At 72.3% G+C, this 17,188-nt stretch carries 14 protein-coding genes; 1 reads left to right on the forward strand and 13 read right to left on the reverse strand.

Annotated elements, in window-relative coordinates; genetic code table 11:
- Positions 1 to 28: 28 nt before the first annotated feature.
- Genes K1T35_RS46575 through K1T35_RS46590 form a run of 4 tightly spaced genes read right to left on the reverse strand, consistent with a single transcriptional unit; the run spans position 29 to position 4,075 of the window.
- Positions 29 to 838, reverse strand: a complete 810-nt coding sequence (locus tag K1T35_RS46575; protein ID WP_220258015.1) for a TauD/TfdA family dioxygenase — start codon at positions 836 to 838, stop codon at positions 29 to 31.
- A gap of 35 nt (positions 839 to 873) precedes the next feature.
- Positions 874 to 1,647: an ABC transporter permease gene (locus K1T35_RS46580; RefSeq protein WP_220258016.1), complete on the reverse strand. Its 774-nt coding sequence runs from the start codon at positions 1,645 to 1,647 to the stop codon at positions 874 to 876.
- A complete protein-coding gene (locus K1T35_RS46585; RefSeq protein ID WP_220258017.1) occupies positions 1,644 to 2,579 on the reverse strand; it encodes an ABC transporter permease in 936 nt (311 codons plus the stop codon). The genes K1T35_RS46580 and K1T35_RS46585 overlap by 4 nt, the downstream gene beginning before the upstream one ends.
- Entirely contained in the window at positions 2,576 to 4,075 is a 1,500-nt protein-coding gene (locus tag K1T35_RS46590) for an ABC transporter substrate-binding protein (protein ID WP_255621395.1), read from the reverse strand. The genes K1T35_RS46585 and K1T35_RS46590 overlap by 4 nt, the downstream gene beginning before the upstream one ends.
- A gap of 182 nt (positions 4,076 to 4,257) precedes the next feature.
- Here K1T35_RS46590 and K1T35_RS46595 point away from each other — a divergent pair, with 182 nt between their 5' ends.
- Complete coding sequence (locus K1T35_RS46595; RefSeq protein ID WP_220258019.1) at positions 4,258 to 5,523, forward strand: MFS transporter; 1,266 nt, start codon at positions 4,258 to 4,260, stop codon at positions 5,521 to 5,523.
- A gap of 219 nt (positions 5,524 to 5,742) precedes the next feature.
- On the opposite strand, the gene K1T35_RS46600 is transcribed toward K1T35_RS46595, so the two are convergent.
- The 9 genes from K1T35_RS46600 to K1T35_RS46640 all read right to left on the reverse strand — a co-directional run bounded on the left by K1T35_RS46600 (position 5,743) and on the right by K1T35_RS46640 (position 17,083).
- Positions 5,743 to 6,180, reverse strand: a complete 438-nt coding sequence (locus K1T35_RS46600; protein WP_220258020.1) for a heat shock protein transcriptional repressor HspR — start codon at positions 6,178 to 6,180, stop codon at positions 5,743 to 5,745.
- A complete protein-coding gene (gene dnaJ, locus K1T35_RS46605; RefSeq protein WP_220258021.1) occupies positions 6,177 to 7,370 on the reverse strand; it encodes a molecular chaperone DnaJ in 1,194 nt (397 codons plus the stop codon). Before dnaJ ends, K1T35_RS46600 begins: the two co-directional genes overlap by 4 nt.
- A gap of 32 nt (positions 7,371 to 7,402) precedes the next feature.
- Positions 7,403 to 8,092, reverse strand: coding sequence for a nucleotide exchange factor GrpE (gene grpE / locus K1T35_RS46610; protein WP_220258022.1), 690 nt, complete (start codon positions 8,090 to 8,092; stop codon positions 7,403 to 7,405).
- A gap of 73 nt (positions 8,093 to 8,165) precedes the next feature.
- Positions 8,166 to 10,031, reverse strand: a complete 1,866-nt coding sequence (dnaK, locus tag K1T35_RS46615) for a molecular chaperone DnaK (protein WP_220258023.1) — start codon at positions 10,029 to 10,031, stop codon at positions 8,166 to 8,168.
- Between the two features lie 156 nt (positions 10,032 to 10,187).
- Entirely contained in the window at positions 10,188 to 10,616 is a 429-nt protein-coding gene (locus tag K1T35_RS46620; protein ID WP_220258024.1) for a hypothetical protein, read from the reverse strand.
- Positions 10,617 to 10,675: 59 nt separating this feature from the next.
- Positions 10,676 to 11,695, reverse strand: a complete 1,020-nt coding sequence (locus tag K1T35_RS46625) for a C40 family peptidase (RefSeq protein WP_220258025.1) — start codon at positions 11,693 to 11,695, stop codon at positions 10,676 to 10,678.
- 15 nt (positions 11,696 to 11,710) lie between these two features.
- A complete protein-coding gene (locus K1T35_RS46630; RefSeq protein ID WP_220258026.1) occupies positions 11,711 to 12,307 on the reverse strand; it encodes a hypothetical protein in 597 nt (198 codons plus the stop codon).
- Positions 12,297 to 14,237, reverse strand: a complete 1,941-nt coding sequence (locus K1T35_RS46635) for a hypothetical protein (RefSeq protein WP_220258027.1) — start codon at positions 14,235 to 14,237, stop codon at positions 12,297 to 12,299. The genes K1T35_RS46630 and K1T35_RS46635 overlap by 11 nt, the downstream gene beginning before the upstream one ends.
- Positions 14,237 to 17,083 (reverse strand): ATP-binding protein, encoded by a 2,847-nt coding sequence (locus tag K1T35_RS46640; protein WP_255622791.1) that lies wholly within the window; start codon positions 17,081 to 17,083, stop codon positions 14,237 to 14,239. Before K1T35_RS46640 ends, K1T35_RS46635 begins: the two co-directional genes overlap by 1 nt.
- Between the last annotated feature and the right edge of the window lie 105 nt (positions 17,084 to 17,188).

A 17,188-nucleotide genomic window follows, 5' to 3' on the forward strand; every position in this document is an offset into this window, starting at 1 on the left:
GGTGGTCGACCTGCGGGTGAGCGAACCGCTACCAGGCGTCCGCAGAACGGACGGCGAGGACGTGTAGCTCCCGCGTTCCGCGGAACGCGTCGCGACCGTGCAGGAAGCGGTAGTTGTCCACCGCCATGAGGTCGCCCGCCTCGAGGCGGAAACGCGGGGCGCAGTCGAACGCGGTGGCGAGCACGTCGGCGTACTCGTCGAGGAAGACCATGTGCTCGTCCCAGCGCGGTTCGCGGGGCACCGGGGCGGCGTAGTCGCTCGCCCGCACGACGCGCCTGCCGCCGCGGGTCCACTCGACGAGCCTGCGGACGAGCGGCGTCGCCGGCACCCCCCGGGCCGGCGTGCGCCATCCGCCGAAGTAGTCGACGTCGCATCGGGTGAGGAACGCGTGCAGCTCCGGTGCGGCCTCGCCGAGCCGGTCGACGAGGGCGTACCCGTCGATCAGCACCGAGTCGCCACCGGACGGCGCGGGGGACGAGCAGAGCATGTAGAGGTAGTCCTCGTCCGGCTCCCGCATGAGCACGCGGCGGCCGTGGACCTCGACCACCACGTTGGCGCCGTCCGAGTGCAGTCCGAGCGCCGGGCTGTCGGTGCCGCCCTGGGGACGGATGCCCGTCAGCGCTCGCAGCCTGCCACCGAGGGTCCGGCCGGCGGCGATCACCAGCTCGTCGGGCTCGGTCGGCGTGTTCGGCACGATCACCACGCCGTCCCGCTCGAACACGGCGCGGCTCTGCGGCACGCCGGCCCGTGCCGGCACGACACCGACCGCGCCGAGCGCCTCCTTCAGATCGGGCCGAACGAGGCCCAGCCTGCGGCCACTCACCTCTCTGGTCGCCACGTGCACTCCTGTCGCCAATAAACTGCAACAGCACCTTATGTGCTGTCCCAGCGGCGCTCCAACCGGCGCCCGAGCACGGTGACGCACGTCGCTGCGACCACGATCGCCGCGGCCGGCACCAGCACCAGCTGCGGGGCGAGGAACATGAACTGCCGCCCCTCGGCCAGCATCACCCCCCACTCGGGCGTCGGAGGCTGGACGCCGAGGCCGAGGAACGACAGGCCTGCGATCGACAGCAGGACGTTGGCGAACCGCATGCAGGCGTGGGCCACGAGGGGGCGCAGCGCGTTCGGCAGGACGTGCCGCACCGCGATGCGGACCGGTCCGGCACCGATCGCCACCGCGCCTTCGACGTACTCCCTCGCGCGCTCGCGCAGGGTGAGGTGGTGCGCGAGCCGCGCGAAGGGCGACCACCCGGTGACCAGAACGGCGAGCAGCAGCGTGGCGGTGCCCGGCTCGCGCACGGCCGCGATGACCAGCCCGACGATGATCGTGGGGATGGCGGCGAGGACGTCGACACCCCGTTGCACGAACCCGGCCGCCACACCGCCTCCGTATCCGGACAGCAACCCCGCGGCCGTGCCCAGCACCGCGCAGACGGCCAGGGCGATGGCCGTGAGCCCGACCGAGATCCACGCGCCGTCGGCCAGCCGGGCGAACACGTCCCGGCCGAGGTGGTCGGTGCCCAGCGGATGGGCGAACGACGGGGCCGCAAAGCGGTCGGTGAGGTCGGTCGCCACCGGGTCCAGCGGAAGGAGCCACGCGATCGCGGCCCCGGCCACCACGAGAACGACCCACACCCGCTTCATCGCTGCGCCGCCGCCCTTGCGACCGGGTCGAGCGCCAGCTGCAGCATCTCGGCCGCCAGCGCGGCCAGCACCGCGATCACCACGACGGCGAGCAGCCCGGCCTGGACCATCGGCAGGTCCTGGCCGATCACCGCGTCGTAGAGCAACCGGCCCAGCCCCGGCACCGCGAACACGACCTCGACGACGACGGCCCCGCTGAGCAGGCCCGCGAAGAACAACCCGGAGAGCGACGCCACCGCGGTGAGCGCCAGCCGGGCCCCGTGGCGCCACAGCACGGCGCCGGCGGCGAGGCCCTTCGCCCGCGCCAGCACCACATGCGGGCGGGACAGCACGTCGGCCGTCTCGGCGCGGGTGAGCTGGGCGGCGAGCGCGGCCGGGAACGCCGCGAGCGTCAGCGCGGGGAGTACGGCCTGTGCCGGGCTGCCCCACCCCAGCGCCGGCAGCAGCGGGATCGCCACCGCGAGCAGCAGGACCAGCACCGGCGCGAGGATGAACTCGGGCACGGCGACCCCCAGCACCGACGTCACCGTCACGATCCGGTCCACCAGCCCTCGCGGGCGGCGGGCAGCGTGCACACCCGCCGGGATCCCGATCACCGCAGCGAGCACGAGCGCCAGCACCGCCAGCACCGCCGACACGCCGAGCGCAGACGCGAGTTGCGGGGCGACCGGCGTCCGGGTCGCGTACGACAGTCCGAGGTCACCGGTGAGAACGTGCCAGAACCAGCGGAGGAACTGCTCAGGGAGCGGCCGGTCCAGCCCGAGTTCGGCGGCCACGCGCGCGGCCGCCATCGGGTCGGGCTCGGCCTCCGCCACCCGGCTTCGCAGCACGGCACGGACGGCGTCCACGCCGGCCAGCCGGGGCAGCAGGAAGATCAGTACGGATGCCGCGAGGACGACCGCGGGCAACGCCACGAGCCGCCGGGTGATCATCCGGTGACGGCGAGCTGAGGCGTCACCAGCTGCTTGGTCATCGGGTCGAGCGTGTAGCCGACGACGTTGTGGGAGACCCCGTTCTCCAGCGAGTGCACCAGCGGAACACCGACCGCGTCGTCGACGAGCATGCTGGCGGCCGCACGGAAGACGTCCTGGCGCGCCGCGACGTCAGTGGTTGTGTCGAGCGTTCCGACCAGCGAGTCGAACGCGGCCGAGCAGTAGTGGTTGATGTTGTAGGACCCGTCACACGTGTAGTCGCTCCGCAGCGTCGCACCCGCGTCCGGGACGTCGGTGAGGTAGCTGCGGGAGAGCAGGAACATGTCGTAGCGGCCGGCGAGCACCTCCGGCTCCTGCGTGCCGTACTCACCGATCTGGATCTCGGCGTCGATACCGGCCTCGCGCAGCATCGCCTGCACCGCGGTGGCGAGGGTGGGCAGCTCCGGCCGGTTCTGGTAGGTCCAGAGCCGGACGCGCAGCGGGTTGTCGGGACCATGCCCTGCCTCGGTGAGCAGCGCCCTCGCCCCCGCGACGTCCGGCGCGGGGGCCGGACCCTGCGCACCCCACGCGACCGCAGGGCCGAACAGCTCGGACGCCGGTACCGCCGACCCGGCGAGGGCCTGCTCGGCGAGCGCCGTGCGGTCGACGGCCCGGGTGACCGCCTGCCGGATCCGCGCGTCGTCGAACGGGGCGGCGGACTGGTTCATGAGGAGCGAGACGGTGCGCGGGGCGGCGACCGTCTGGTCGTCGAATCCCGAACCGGCGGAGAACTCCAGCAGGGTCGACTCGGGCAGCCCCTGCGCGATGTCGACGTCACCGGCCCGGAGCGCGAGCGCCCGTGCGGACGGGTCGTCGACGAACGTTGCGCTCACCCGCGCGAGCGCAGGCCGGCCGCCCCAGTAGCCGTCGAACCGCTCCAGCACCGCTTGCTGCGTGCCCTCCACGGCGGTGAGCCTCATCGGGCCGGTACCCGTCCCGATCACCGACGGCGCGCCCCCTGCGTAGGCCGACGGGGCGAGGATCACAGCGTTCGGGCTGCTCATCCGCAGCGGGAGGATCGGGTCGGGATGCGCCGTCGCGATCCGCACGGCGTCGGCGCCGTCCTCGACCGCGGCCAGGCCGAGCCCGCGCAGCGCGCGTGGCGGCGCCGCCACCCCGGCCACGTAGCCGAGCGCCGTGACGACCGCCGCGGGCGTCAATGGAGTGCCGTCGTGGAACGTCACTCCAGAACGCAGCACGAACCGCCACGTGAGCGGATCGATCTGCGACCAGGATTCCGCGAGGGCCGGTCGCACCTGACCGTCGGCGCTCGCGGCGGTCAGCGCCTCGGTGGCGCCGAGCTGGGTGAGGATGTACGCGTCGTCGGTGTCGATCGCGTAGCCCGAGCGCGGGGAGAACTGCGCGGCGATCCGCAGCTCGCCGTCCGGCACCGGCGTGCCGCCCTCCCCGCCACCGCCCCGACCGCAGGCGGCGAGGAGCGCGAGCACCGCGATCACGGTTGCGACGGCGGAGCGATGCCGGGCATGGCGGTGCATCGAGGGCCTTTCGGGGGCACGGAACGGGCGAACGGATCATCTGTAGGTATGCACAACCTGTCAACTATGTGCGCTGATGTGCATAGATGTATCCGAACCCGGCGTTGTCACCGAACTGCTGCAGATGCTAGTACTTGGCAATAATGACGACCATCGAGAAGACGACGGCGCGCCGCCGGTTCGGCGTGCTCCGTGACTTCGGGCGCCTCCCCCGCGTGATGCGGCTGCTCGTGCTCACCCAGCTGGCCTTCAACATCGGCTTCTACATGGTGCTGCCCTACCTGGCCATGCACCTCACCGAGGACCTCGCGCTCGCAGGCGCGGTGGTCGGACTCGTGCTCGGCCTGCGCACGTTCAGCCAGCAGGGCCTGTTCGTCGTCGGCGGCACGCTCACCGACCGTTTCGGCGCGAAGCCGGTCGTCCTCGCGGGTTGCACGCTCCGCGTGGCCGGGTTCGTCCTGCTCGGGCTGGCCGAGGGTCTGCCGGCCGTGCTCGCAGGCGCCGTTCTCACCGGGTTCGCCGCCGCGCTGTTCTCACCGGCCGTGGAGTCGTCGCTCGCCCGGGAGGCCGGTGAGCGGGCGAAGGCGGGTGGGCCGGGGCGAGCGGACGTGTTCGCGATGCTCGCGATCAGCGGCCAGGTCGGAACGGTCGTCGGGCCGCTCGTCGGAACGGCGCTGCTCGTCGTCGGGTTCCAGCTGTCCTGCCTTGTCGCCGCGGCGGTGTTCGTGCTGATCGGCATCGCCCACCTGCGTTGGCTGCCACGCAGGCCCGCGCAGCACGCAGGCGAGCCGCTGCTCGCCGGGTGGGCCGAGGTGGTGCGCAACCGGCGCTTCATGGTGTTCGCGGCGGGCTACTCGGGCTACCTGCTCTGCTACAACCAGCTCTACCTGGCGTTGCCCACCGAGCTGCGCAGGGCCACCGGCGACCAGGCCGCCCTCGGGTGGCTCTTCGTGCTCGCCTCCGTGATGGTGATCACCGGTCAGATGGCGGCCACCCGCTGGGGTCGCCGGATCGGAGCGGCCCGCGCGATCGTGCTGGGCTTCGGGCTCATGGCCGTGTCATTTCTCACGGTCGCGGTCGCGGTACTGCTGCCCGGATCCACTGACCAGGTGCCGCTCTGGCCTGCCGTGACGATGGTCGCGCTGCTCACCGCCGGGGAGATGCTCGCCGTTCCCGTCGCCCAGGACCTCGTGCCACGCCTGGCCGGTGAGCGCCGACTCGGCGTCTACTTCGGGGTGCTCTCCTCGGCCGGAGGGCTCGCCGTGCTCGTCTGCAGCACGGCGGTGGGCGCGCTGCTCGATCCGGCGGTTGCCGCTCCCGTTGTTCCGTGGCTGGTCCTCGCCTGCGTGCCCGTGGTCAGCGCCGTGATCATCGGCCTACTGGCCCGGCGCGGGTCCTTGATCAGCTGAACGGCGCGGAGGCGGCCGGATGCGGCCGCGTGTGCGCCCAGCCGATGATCTAGTGTCCCGAACCGGAAGTCCGGTGCATAAATCGGCGGATCCAGGTTTCCGCTGGGCGTGCCGGCGAGCCGGCCTCGTACCGGGCGTACTCGGCCGGATCGCCGGTGCGCCCAGCGGGAAGCTGGGCCGTCGAGTTATGTGGTGGACTTCCGGTTCGGGACACTAGGCCTATTTGCGCGGCTTCGGCCGCCAGACGACGAGGGCCTGGCGGCGGTCGACCGGGACGAGGTCGCGGCGGTACGACGCGTGCACCGCGGCCGCGGCGTGCTCGGCCGCGGCGCGGGCGGCGGCCAGCTCCTGCTCGAGCTCCTCCAGGCGGTTGCGCAGCTCGTCGGTCACCTGCTCCAGCTCGATGATCCGCTTGATGCCCGCGAGGTTGACGCCTTCCTCCTGGGAGAGCCGCTGCACCTCGCGGAGCAGCGCGATGTCGCGCGGTGAGTAGCGGCGCCCTCCGCCTGCGGCCCGGCCGGGGCTGACCAGCCCCAGCCGGTCGTAACTGCGCAACGTCTGGGCGTGCAGGCCGGCGAGCTCGGCCGCCACGGAGATCACGAAGATGGGGCTGTCCATGTTCGTGCCGGGCGGCAGCCCGTGGCCACCAGTGGTCATCGCGCACCTCCGAGCAGGTCAGCCCGCGGGTCGAACTCCTTCATGGCCTCGGCGTAGGTCTGCAATGCCTCGGTGGCCTTGTCGTCGAGCCGGGCCGGCACCGCCACCTCGACGGTGACGAGCAGGTCGCCCGTCTTGCCCTTGCCCTGCACCCCGCGCCCGCGCACCCGGAAGGTCCGCCCGGTCGCCGTCCCGGGCGGGATCCGCAGCGACACGGTGGAATCCAGCGTGGGCACGGTGACGGTGCTGCCGAGCACCAGCTCCGGATAGGTGACCGGAACGGTGAGCGTGAGGTCGTCCGGGTTTCGCTCCGAACGGCCGAAGAGCCGGTGGGGCGTGACGTGCACCTTCACGTACAGGTCGCCGGCCGGCGCGCCGCCGCGGCCCGGTTCGCCCTGGCCCTTGAGCCGGATCTGCTGACCGTCGGCCACCCCTGCCGGGATACGCACGGTGATCGTGCGGGTGCGGGTGCTCACGCCGTCGCCGCCGCAGTCGGGGCACGGGTTGTCGATGATCCGGCCGGTACCGCGGCAGTCACGGCACGGCTCGGAGAACGCGAACGCGCCCTGGCTGCGACTCACCAGGCCGACGCCGCCGCACGTCGGACACGTGCGCGGCGTGCTCCCGGGCCGCGACCCGGTGCCGCCGCAGCGCTCGCACCGGCCCGGCGAGCTGAGGCGCAGCTGCACCTCGGCTCCCCGCACGGCGTCGAGGAAGTCGATGCGCAGCTCGCTCTCGACGTCGGCGCCCCGCTGGGTGCGTGTGGTGGTCGGGCCGGCTCCCCGGTTGCCGAAGAGGCCACCGAAGAGGTCACCGAGCCCGCCGGCACCGGGTGCACCGGGTGCACCCCCGGTGCCGGCCCTGGCGAACAGATCGTTCAGGTCGAAACCCTCGCCGGGGGCGCCGGACCCGAAGCCACCGGGGAAGCCCCCGCCTCCGAATCCGCCGCCACCGGCGAAGAGCGCACGAGTCTCGTCGTACTCGCGACGCTTCTTCTCGTCGGACAGCACCCCGTACGCCTCGGACACGGCCTTGAACCGCGCCTCTGCCTTGGCGTCACCGGGGTTGGCGTCCGGGTGCAGCTCGCGTGCCAGCTTCCGGTACGCCTTCTTGATCTCGTCCGCCGAGGCGCCGGAGGCGACACCCAGCTCGCGGTAGAAGTCCTTCTCGATCCAGTCCCGCTGGGTCACTTCGCCTCCTCTGCGTCTCTAGGTCCGGGGCACTATGGCTCTACGGCCGGATCGGGTGCTGTCGTGGTGGTGCCGTTCTCGTAAGGATCGGCCGCGAAGTCGTCGGCCCGGTCGGCCACCGTGACCATCGCCGGCCGCAGCACGCGGTCGGCGATGCGGTAGCCACGGCGCAGCACCGCGGAGACGACGGTGACCGTCGGCCCCTCGACCGTGCCCGCCTCGTGCTGGACGGCCTCGTGCACGGACGGGTCGAACGGCTCGCCCACCATCCCGAACGGCTCGAGCCCGAGCTTCTGCGTGACGGCCACCACCTTGTCGGCGACGGACTTGAACGGGCCGGTGAGGTCGCCGTGGGCTTCCGCGCGGTCGAGGTCGTCGAGGACGGTGAGCAGTTCGGAGACGAACTGCACCCGCGCCCCGACGAGCACGCTCTCCCGGTCGCGATCCACCCGCCGCCGGTAGTTGGCGTACTCGGCGCTGACCCGCTGCAGGTCGGCGGTGCGCTCGGCGACCTGGGCGACGAGCTCGGCGGCCGCGACGGCGTCCGGGCCGGCCACCTGCTCAGCGGCCTGCTCGGGCGCGGCGTCCGGGCCTGCCCCGGCAGACTGCTCGGCCGGGGACCGCACCTCGCCGGTGACGGGGTCGATCCGGCGCCGGTCCCGGACCACGACCCGCTCCCCGTCGCCGTTCTCGGCGCCTTCGTTGCGGTCGTGCCGGCTCATGAGACCTCCTCGCTGACGCTCGTCGGCCGCATTCGCGGCGCTGCTGTGTCGAATGGTGAGCTCGCAAGCTCGCTCACTTCTTGTCCTTCTCCTCGTCGACGATCTCGGCGTCCACCACGTCGTCGGCCCCGCCCGCCTGCTGGCCACCGGCCGCGCCTGTGTCACCGGGGTTGGCCCCGGCCGCACTCTCGGCACCCGGCTGCTGGTAGAGGGCCGAACCCATCTTCTGGGACTCGGTGGCGAGCTTCTCCATCGCCGCCTTGATGGCGTCGGTGTCGGTGCCCTTCAGCGCGGTCTGCGCCTCGCCGAGCGCGGCGTTCACCGAGTCCTTGACGTCCGCGGGCAGCTTCTCGTCGTTCTCCTTGACGAACTTCTCCGTCTGGTAGACGAGCGACTCGGCCTGGTTGCGGACCTCGGCCTCCTCACGCCGCTTCTTGTCCTCCTCGGCGTGCTGCTCGGCCTCGCGCATCATCCGGTCGATCTCGTCCTTGCCCAGCGCGGACCCACCGGTGATCTGCATCGACTGTTCCTTGCCCGTGCCCAGGTCCTTCGCGGACACGTGCACGATGCCGTTGGCGTCGATGTCGAACGAGACCTCGATCTGCGGCACGCCGCGCGGCGCCGGCGGAAGGCCGGTGAGCTCGAACATGCCGAGCTTCTTGTTGTAGGCCGCGATCTCGCGCTCACCCTGGAAGACCTGGATCTGCACGGACGGCTGGTTGTCGTCGGCCGTGGTGAAGATCTCCGACCGCTTGGTGGGGATCGTGGTGTTGCGCTCGATGAGCTTGGTCATCACGCCGCCCTTGGTCTCGATGCCAAGGGACAGCGGGGTGACGTCGAGCAGCAGGACGTCCTTGACCTCACCGCGCAGGACACCGGCCTGCAGGGCGGCGCCGACGGCGACGACCTCGTCCGGGTTGACGCCCTTGTTGGGCTCCTTGCCGCCGGTGAGCTCCTTGACCAGCTCGGTGACGGCCGGCATGCGGGTGGAACCGCCGACGAGCACGACGTGGTCGATCTGGCCGACCGAGATGCCGGCGTCCTTGATCACCTGGTTGAAGGGTGCGCGGGTGCGGTCGAGCAGGTCCGACGTGATCCGCTGGAACTCGGCGCGCGACAGCGTCTCGTCCAGGAACAGCGGGTTCTTGTCGGCGTCGACCGTGATGTAGGGGAGGTTGATCGTGGCGGTCGACTGGCTCGACAGCTCGATCTTCGCCTTCTCCGCGGCTTCACGCAGGCGCTGCAGGGCCATCCGGTCCTTGGTGAGGTCGATGCCCTGGGCGCTCTTGAACTTGTCGACGAGCCACGTGATGACCCGCTCGTCCCAGTCGTCGCCGCCGAGGTGGTTGTCGCCGTTGGTGGCCTTGACCTCGACGACACCCTCACCGATCTCGAGCAGCGACACGTCGAACGTGCCACCACCGAGGTCGAAGACCAGGATGGTCTGCTCCTTCTCGCCCTTGTCGAGCCCGTAGGCCAGCGCGGCCGCGGTGGGCTCGTTGACGATGCGGAGCACGTTGAGGCCCGCGATCTGGCCGGCCTCCTTGGTGGCCTGGCGCTGCGCGTCCTCGAAGTACGCGGGGACGGTGATCACGGCGTCGGTGATCTCCTCGCCCAGGTAGGACTCGGCGTCGCGCTTGAGCTTCTGCAGCACGCGGGCGCTGATCTCCTGCGCGGAGTAGGTCTTGCCGTCGACGTCGCCGGTCTTCCAGTCGGTGCCGATGTGGCGCTTGACCGAGCGGATCGTCCGGTCGACGTTGGTGACGGCCTGGTTCTTCGCCGACTGCCCGACGAGCACCTCTCCGTTGCGCGCGAACGCGACGACCGACGGAGTGGTGCGCGCACCCTCCGAGTTGGCAATGACCGTCGGCTCGCCACCTTCGAGGACGGCGACGACGGAGTTGGTGGTCCCGAGGTCGATGCCGACCGCACGAGCCATGGTGTGTGCCTCCGATGTGGGTAGCTTGAGCTGCCTTCACTCAAGTCTGCCATGGACCGGCCGCGGGCATCTCCGATGCCTTGAGCCAGCCACGCTCAACTTGCTCGTCCGCTCCAACGCACGACACGACGATCGTGTTCCCGAGACCCGGTGGGATCAGAGAGGCGCCGCGGGGCGCGGTTCCACCCGGCCGGCGGAGGCGGGCGGAAGCGGGTCGTCCACCGGGGCGAGCACGCGGTGGTGCTCCGGGTCCTCCACCACGTTCTCGTCCGCGTCGACGTACTCCAGCTGTCCGTCCGCACCGAGGTCGGCGTGGTAGCCGGCGGCGGCGAGCTGCTGCTCGTCGAGATCGACCAGCAGCTCCCAGCGGCTCGGCACCACCTTGTAGTCGGGCCACGGCAGGTGTCCGTACGCGTCGTGCAGGTCGGCGAGGAGCCCCACGAACACCTGCTGCCAGCGCAGCGGCATCGACTGCGCGAGCGCGCGCGGTACCACGAGGTGGTCCGGCGTCGCGCCGGGTGCCGGCCGGTCGAGGTAGTCCTGCACCGGCGTGGTGGATGCCGGGACGGCGCTGTCGGGGGGCATTACTACTCCTGCACTACTCCTGCCGTGGCGGATTGCCGAGCGCGACAGTATCGATACCGCTATGCGGTGTTCGGCGTGGTGCCCGGGCGCGTGGCGAGCGGCACGAGCTCCTTGAAGTTCCACGGCACCGGCCGCACCCGCACTTGCTCGCCGGTGTACGGCGCCTCCACCATCTGGTCGTTGCCCAGGTAGATGGTGACGTGGTGGATCGTGGCGGGGTCGGTCGGGTCGGTGGCGTAGAACAGCAGGTCGCCCGCCTGCGCCTGCTCGATCGGCACGTGTCCACCCGCGAAGAACTGCTGGCGGGAGACGCGCGGCAGGTTGATGCCGGCGCTCTGGAATGCGCGCAGGGTGAGCCCGGAGCAGTCGTAGGTGTTCGGGCCCGTCGCCCCCCACACGTACGGCTTGCCGACCTCGCCGAGCGCGAACGCGATCGCTGCGCCCGCCACGCCCTCCGGCAGCACCGCCGTCCGCCCGCAGCCCGTCGGATCGGCGATGTCCGCGAGCTCCTGCACGAGCTCGCCTGCAAGGCCCTCCCACTTCGCGTATGCGTCCGGGAACGCGGACCGCTGCACGGTCTGCGCCGCCACCGTGACCGGCATGGTCTCCCAGGCGGGGACCTCCAGCAGGCGCTCGATGAAGATCCGCGTGGAGTAGACGGGGTCGGTGACCTGAGCGGGCGACCCCCATCCCTGTGAGGGTCGCTGCTGGAAGAGCCCGAGAGAGTCGCGGTCCCCGTAGTTGATGTTGCGGAGGGTCGACTCCTGCATCGCCGTGGCGAGCGCGATCAGCCACGCCCTCGGCGGCGCCCCCATGTCGCGGGCCACCCCGATGATCGTGGCCGCGTTCCCGCGCTGCTCGTCGCTCAGGTCACCGATCCGGGTGCCGGCACGGCTGCCGGCCAGCGGGCCGACCGGGGCGCGCACACTCGGGTCGCAGACGCCGTAGCTGGGCGTCCCGCCGCCGAATCCGCCGGTGCTCGCCATGAAGGCCATGAAGCCGACACCGAGGAAGAGGCCGAGCGCCGCGACGAGGACGACGACCGGAACGAGCAGCCGCAACGGACGCAGGGCACGCATCTGATGTCCCCAGCGTCATTCCCGGTCGTAGCCGGCGACCCGCCAGCCGGACTCGTCGCGCACGACCAGCACGATCAGCTTGAGCGTGTCGGTCGGCACCTCCACCTGCACCGAACGCGGGGCGACGCGCACGGGGCGCGGCTTGCCGGTGACCCGCGTCGCGGGGATGTTGTCCGGGTCGACCGCGGACAGCACCCCGAGGTACTCGTCGGTGGTCGTGTTCCGCAGGCCGTCCAGCCACTCCCGCGGGGTGGTGCCCTGCCGCGGGCGCACCCACGCGGCTGCCCAGCGGCCGGCCACCTCGACGGCAGCGGCGGGCGCGGCGGACAGGGGCAGCTGAGACGGAGTGAGCTCGGGCACCGGCGGCAGGATCGTCGGCGTCGGGGAGCTGGGGACGCCGGGCCTGCGACCGGCCGACGCCGCCCCGCCGGGCACGTCGGCGGGCCCGCTTCCCGGGCGCACCGGCGCGAGCGCCGCGATCGCGAGCGTCGAACCGACCACCACGGCGATCACGACGGCGGTCGTGAACGCGAGCCGCAGCGGTGACCGCAGCGGCCACGCCCAGATCGCCCGGTACGCCGCGCCCCTGCCGTGCGGGGTCCTAATCGGCACGGCCGCCGCCGGGGAAGAACGAGGTCTGGTCCGACCGCGGCCGGTAGATGCGGTAGACCGGCACGCCGTCGACGATCTCCGCCTGCACGGTGCGGACGCCGCCGGGGCGCAGCGGCACGGTATCGGGCCTGCGGTAGATCACCCGGTCGTCAACGTCGCCGGAGTCGCTCCAGCTCGGCATGCCACCGGGGGTCACCGCGTCGTCGGGAGGCGCGGGCAACGCGGCGCGGCGCGCGGTGGGAACGAGCGCAGGCGGCGCCGATTCCGGCCCCGTGCTCCGAGGCGATGGCACGCCCGCAGCGGGCGCGGACACCCGGATTCCGGGCTCCGACTCCGGCCGCGCGCCCCCGGGCCGGCCCGCGCCCGCCATCGCGCCGCGCCGCTCGTCCCACCACCGGGTCTGGCGGTCGTCCGTGTCGGTGTCGGTGCCCCGCACCCGCTGCCACACCCGCGACATCGGCCCGGTGCCTGCGCCAGGGACGATGCCCCCGAACTGCTCGCGCGTGAGCGACACCATCGACACCAGCCGCCGGAACGGCCGCGCGACGGCCCACAGGACCACGGTGACCACACCCGTGACGAGCAGCGCCAACCACAGGTCGATCCCGGAACCGGGCCGGAAGAGCGACACGACCAGCAGCGCGTGCAGACCCGCGAGCGCCCCGACCACGAGGGTGTTGACGATCGCCGCGCCCGCGACGCGCAGCAGCGCGGGCATGATGTCCGGCTTGAGGATCGCGATGACGGCGACGGCCGGCGCCGTCATCACCATCAGCCGCAGCACCAGCATCGCCACCAGTACGAGCACCTTGGACAGGAGCTGGAACAGCGCGATGCACATCGCCTGCACGACCGCGAGGATGCCCGCGCCGACGCGGCTGCCTGCCTCCCCCTGGAAGTACGGGTACCGGTCGCCCATGCGCGCGGCGATGGCAGCGAATTCGGCCTTCTTCTGCTCGGCCAGCTGCAGCGTGTCCTGGCGCTGGTCGACCTCGTCGATGGTGAACGTCTGCGCCCGCAGCAGGTCGCGGCCCAGCTCCTGGGCCTGCGGCACCTCCGGCGCGCCGAACTCGCCGCGCAGCCAGTTCTGGTAGACGACCTGGTCGACGAGCACCGTCGGCAGGGTGTCCCTGCTACCGAGCCCGATCTGCCCCAGAAAGCCCTCCTGCATCTGGGTGACGCCGTCGAGCAGCAGGGGGTCGGCAGCCTTCGCCCAGTCGACGGGCGCGAGGTAGGCGGCGGAACCGACCACGAGCGCCACCACCGCGAGTGCGGCGCGCTGGGTCTGGCGCGCGAGATCTCCGCGCAGCGCGAGCACCAGCAGGAGGACCGCGAGCAGCAACAGCACCGGGCCGATGAAGGTGGTGAACACCGCGTCGTACATCGCACGGGTGCCCTGGCCGATCAGCTGGTCCAGCGGGGAGAGCAGCTCACCGCCGTCCGCGATCAGGTAATGCGCCCAGTTGACGCCGCCGACCACGAACTTCGCGAGGTTCAGGGCCTGGTTGCCCAGCCAGGTGTCGGTGGTGGACGACGGGTTGAACGCCGCTCCGGCGCAGCCGATGTCGTAGTTGTGCCAGACGAGGCCGGCGTAGCCGACCTCGCGGTACACGCTTCCCTCGATCCCACCGGACGCCCGGGGCGGGTCGAGCGACCCGACGAGCCCGGTGCCGGGCCGGTCCGGCTCCGGCGACTCCTTGCAGTCGAACCCCTGCCCGAACGCGGGCTGCCCGAGCAGGACGGAGCCACCGACGAGCCCGGCGACGATCAGCATCGCCATGCGCCTGCCCGCCCGGGCTCCGGCATCCGGCTCGTGGCGTCGTGCGCGGCGACGCCGTGCCCGACCGCGGACGAGGGCAACCGCGACCGCCGCCGCGATCACCAGGGCGACCGGCAGCCAGCCTGCGGCTGCCGGGGTGCCTCCGGGCATCACCGACGGGCCTCCCCGGCCGCGGGCACGCGGCCACCGGCGGAGGTGTGGGTGTCGTCGACGACGGCGGGCTCGTCCACGTCGTCGCCGGGGTCGATGTCACCCAACAGGTCGAAGTCCTCGTCATGGCGCAGATGAGGGCGGTCGCCGTTCCGGGCGGAGGTCAGGCCATTCGGACCCGTGCCGAGCACGCCGTCCGGATCGTCGAGGTCGTCGTACTCGTCGTCCCCTTCGATGTCGTCGCCGAGGTCGATGCCCAGATCGAAGGCGGGTGCGACCGGCCTGCCGAGCACAACGGGACGAGACGGCGCCGGCTCGTCCGGTGCGTGCACCGCCTTCTGGGTGACGACCGGCACGCCGCTCACGGAGATCCGGTTCGCGTCCGGGTTGGTGTCGAGGGCCTCCCGGACGTGCTCCAGGTGCGGTGCCTCGAGGTCGATCCGGATCTTCTCGACGCCGCCATGGCCGTCGGCGAAGATGAACTGGCGCGGCGTGTCGTCGGGCCGGTCGTCGTTGCGCGGGCGCGGCGACAGGGTGCCGAGCATCTGCTCGTAGCCCACTCCGGTGGGGACCTTCAGCAGCCGCAGCGCGTCCCGCTGCGCCTCCTCGTCGTCGGTGCGGCCCACGAACACGGCGTTGACCAGCGACGCGAACCCGGAGACGCGCAGGAGGTCACCGGCGAGCTGCGAGGCGAAGAGCGCACGCACGTTGAACTTGCGGGAGTCACGGGCGAGCCGGTCGATGAGCACCTTGCCCGTGGGCACCTGCGACAGGAAGTGCGTCTCGTCCAGCGCCACGCCCTTGCGCAGGTTGCGGTCGGCGTCGTAGATCGTGCGCTGGGTGAGCCAGGACGCCAGGTTCAGCAGCTCGACGGCGAGCGCCTCCGCGTCGGTCCACTCCTCGCGCGGGCTGCCGGGCCGGGGCAGCGTCATGCCCTGCATCGTGAGCACCGTGAGGCGGTAGTCGCGGTCGGCCTGCCACGGGTCGTCGCGGGAGGTGTCCGGGAAGAGCAGCGCGGCCTGCGGCAGCTCCCGCCGCTCGGAGAGGAAGTCGGCCACGACGCCCGCGTGGTCCTCTCCGTCGCGGGCGTGCCGGCGCAGCACGTCGATGACCTGGCCGGGGTGGCGGTCCGGGGATCCGCCGACCTCGCGCACTGCGCGCAGCAGCACGATCCGGGTGTGCGGGATCCGCGCGACGTCGAAGGGCAGCAGCCCGGTGAGGACGTCGAGGACGAGCCTGCGGCGGGTGGCCGCGGCGAGCGACCGCTCCCGGCGCCACGACCGCTCCGGGTCCTCCTCGTCGGCGAAGTGCTCCGGACGCGGCTCGGCGACCACCCGGTAGGGGTTGAGGATGCCCGGGTCGGCCCGCAACAGGTTGATGTGGCGGGAGAACGGCGCCAGCTCGGGCAGGCGGGTGAGCTGCGCGAGCGGGCCGGACGGGTCCAGCAGGGTCCAGCGCGCGCCCGCCCGCAGCGTCTTGTAGGTGATCAGGCCGGTCAGGAACGACTTCCCGGACCCGAGGCCACCGACCACCGCCGTGAGCCCTGACGCCCGGCGCACCTCCTGCGCGAGCCATGGGTCCCACGCCACCGGTCGCCGGGTGGCCGTGCAGGTCTCGCCGATCATGATGCCGCGCCGGTCGCCGACGGACGCGGTGGCCGCGGGTACCGCGGAGGCCGCCCACGTGACCGAACCGCGCCTGCGGTACGCGGTGGATGCGAGCGGCTCACCCGGGATGAACTCGCGCGCGTAGCGGTACTGGGCCTCGGGGTGCTCGACCTGCACCTTCGGCCGGTAGACGTCGAGCACCTGCTGCGCGCGGCTGACGGCCTCGGCCTCGTCCTTGCCCGAGACCGCGATCCGCCACCAGCCGTACAGCCGCGTGTTGAGCTGGGTGAGGCCGCTGGTCAGCTCGTCCTCGACCTCGAGGACGCGGTCGGCCTGGCGGGCGAGCGACATCGGCGGATCGAGGTCGTGGTCGTGGGTGTAGTGCCGGATCTGGCTGCGCACCTTCCCCATCTGCCGCTGCAGCTCGCCCGCGACCTCCTCGGCCTTGCGCACGTAGATGCGCGCGGACCACTCCACCGGAAAGGGCAGCCGGTCCGAATGCTGCATCCACGGGTCGTCGACCTCGGGGATGCGCAGACCCTCCATCAGGCCGAGCGAGAGCACGGCGACGTTGCGGCTCACCGTCTGCGCGCGCAGCCGCCCGACCACCTGCACGGTGGGGGCGTAGGGCTCCTGGTGCATCTCGACGCCGTCGGTGAACGCGGCGAGATCCTCGGTCTCCCAGCGGTGCGACCCACCTGGAACGACGTTGAGCGTGCGAGGGGCGGGCAGGCCGAGCGCGCAGGACCGGTGCATCAGCCATGCGATGTCGTCGGACGAGGCCGGCACGGCGTCCAGCCCGGTCCCCGCGACGAGCGCGTCCAGGTGGGCGACCTCCGACGACAGCGCCGCGATCTCGGCGCGGACCGCGGCGGGCGCCACCTTGCCCAGCACCGGCGCCGCGCGCTCGACCCAGCGGTCGAGGGTGCTGCGCCCGGACACCTCGATGCCGAGGAACACCTCCTTGTCCGACATCGAGAGACCCATGAGGTGGCGCTGCTCGCCCTCGAGGAAGCCGTCCCAGCCGAGGGCGCCCGCGACGTCCGGCATCCGGCCGAGCGCGTTGTGGTCGAACGACTCCGCCCACAGGTGCACCGGATAGGGCCGCGTCGTGACCCGCAGGTGCAACCAGCGCCCCTGTAGCTCGCCGAGCTGAGCCGCGATCTGGCGGATCAGCACCTCGCGCTGGGAGTCGCTGCGGAAGCTCCAGGCCTGCGCCGCGAGCCGGTACCAGGCCATGACCTGCGTGCCGGTGCGGGTGATGTGCCCCTCGATCGAGCGCAGCGCGATGTTCGGCTCGTACGTGGGCAGCCCGCCGTCCCCCGCGAGCGCGCGACCGCGTTT

Source organism: Pseudonocardia sp. DSM 110487 (genome assembly GCF_019468565.1).
In the GTDB taxonomy this organism is placed as follows: domain Bacteria; phylum Actinomycetota; class Actinomycetes; order Mycobacteriales; family Pseudonocardiaceae; genus Pseudonocardia.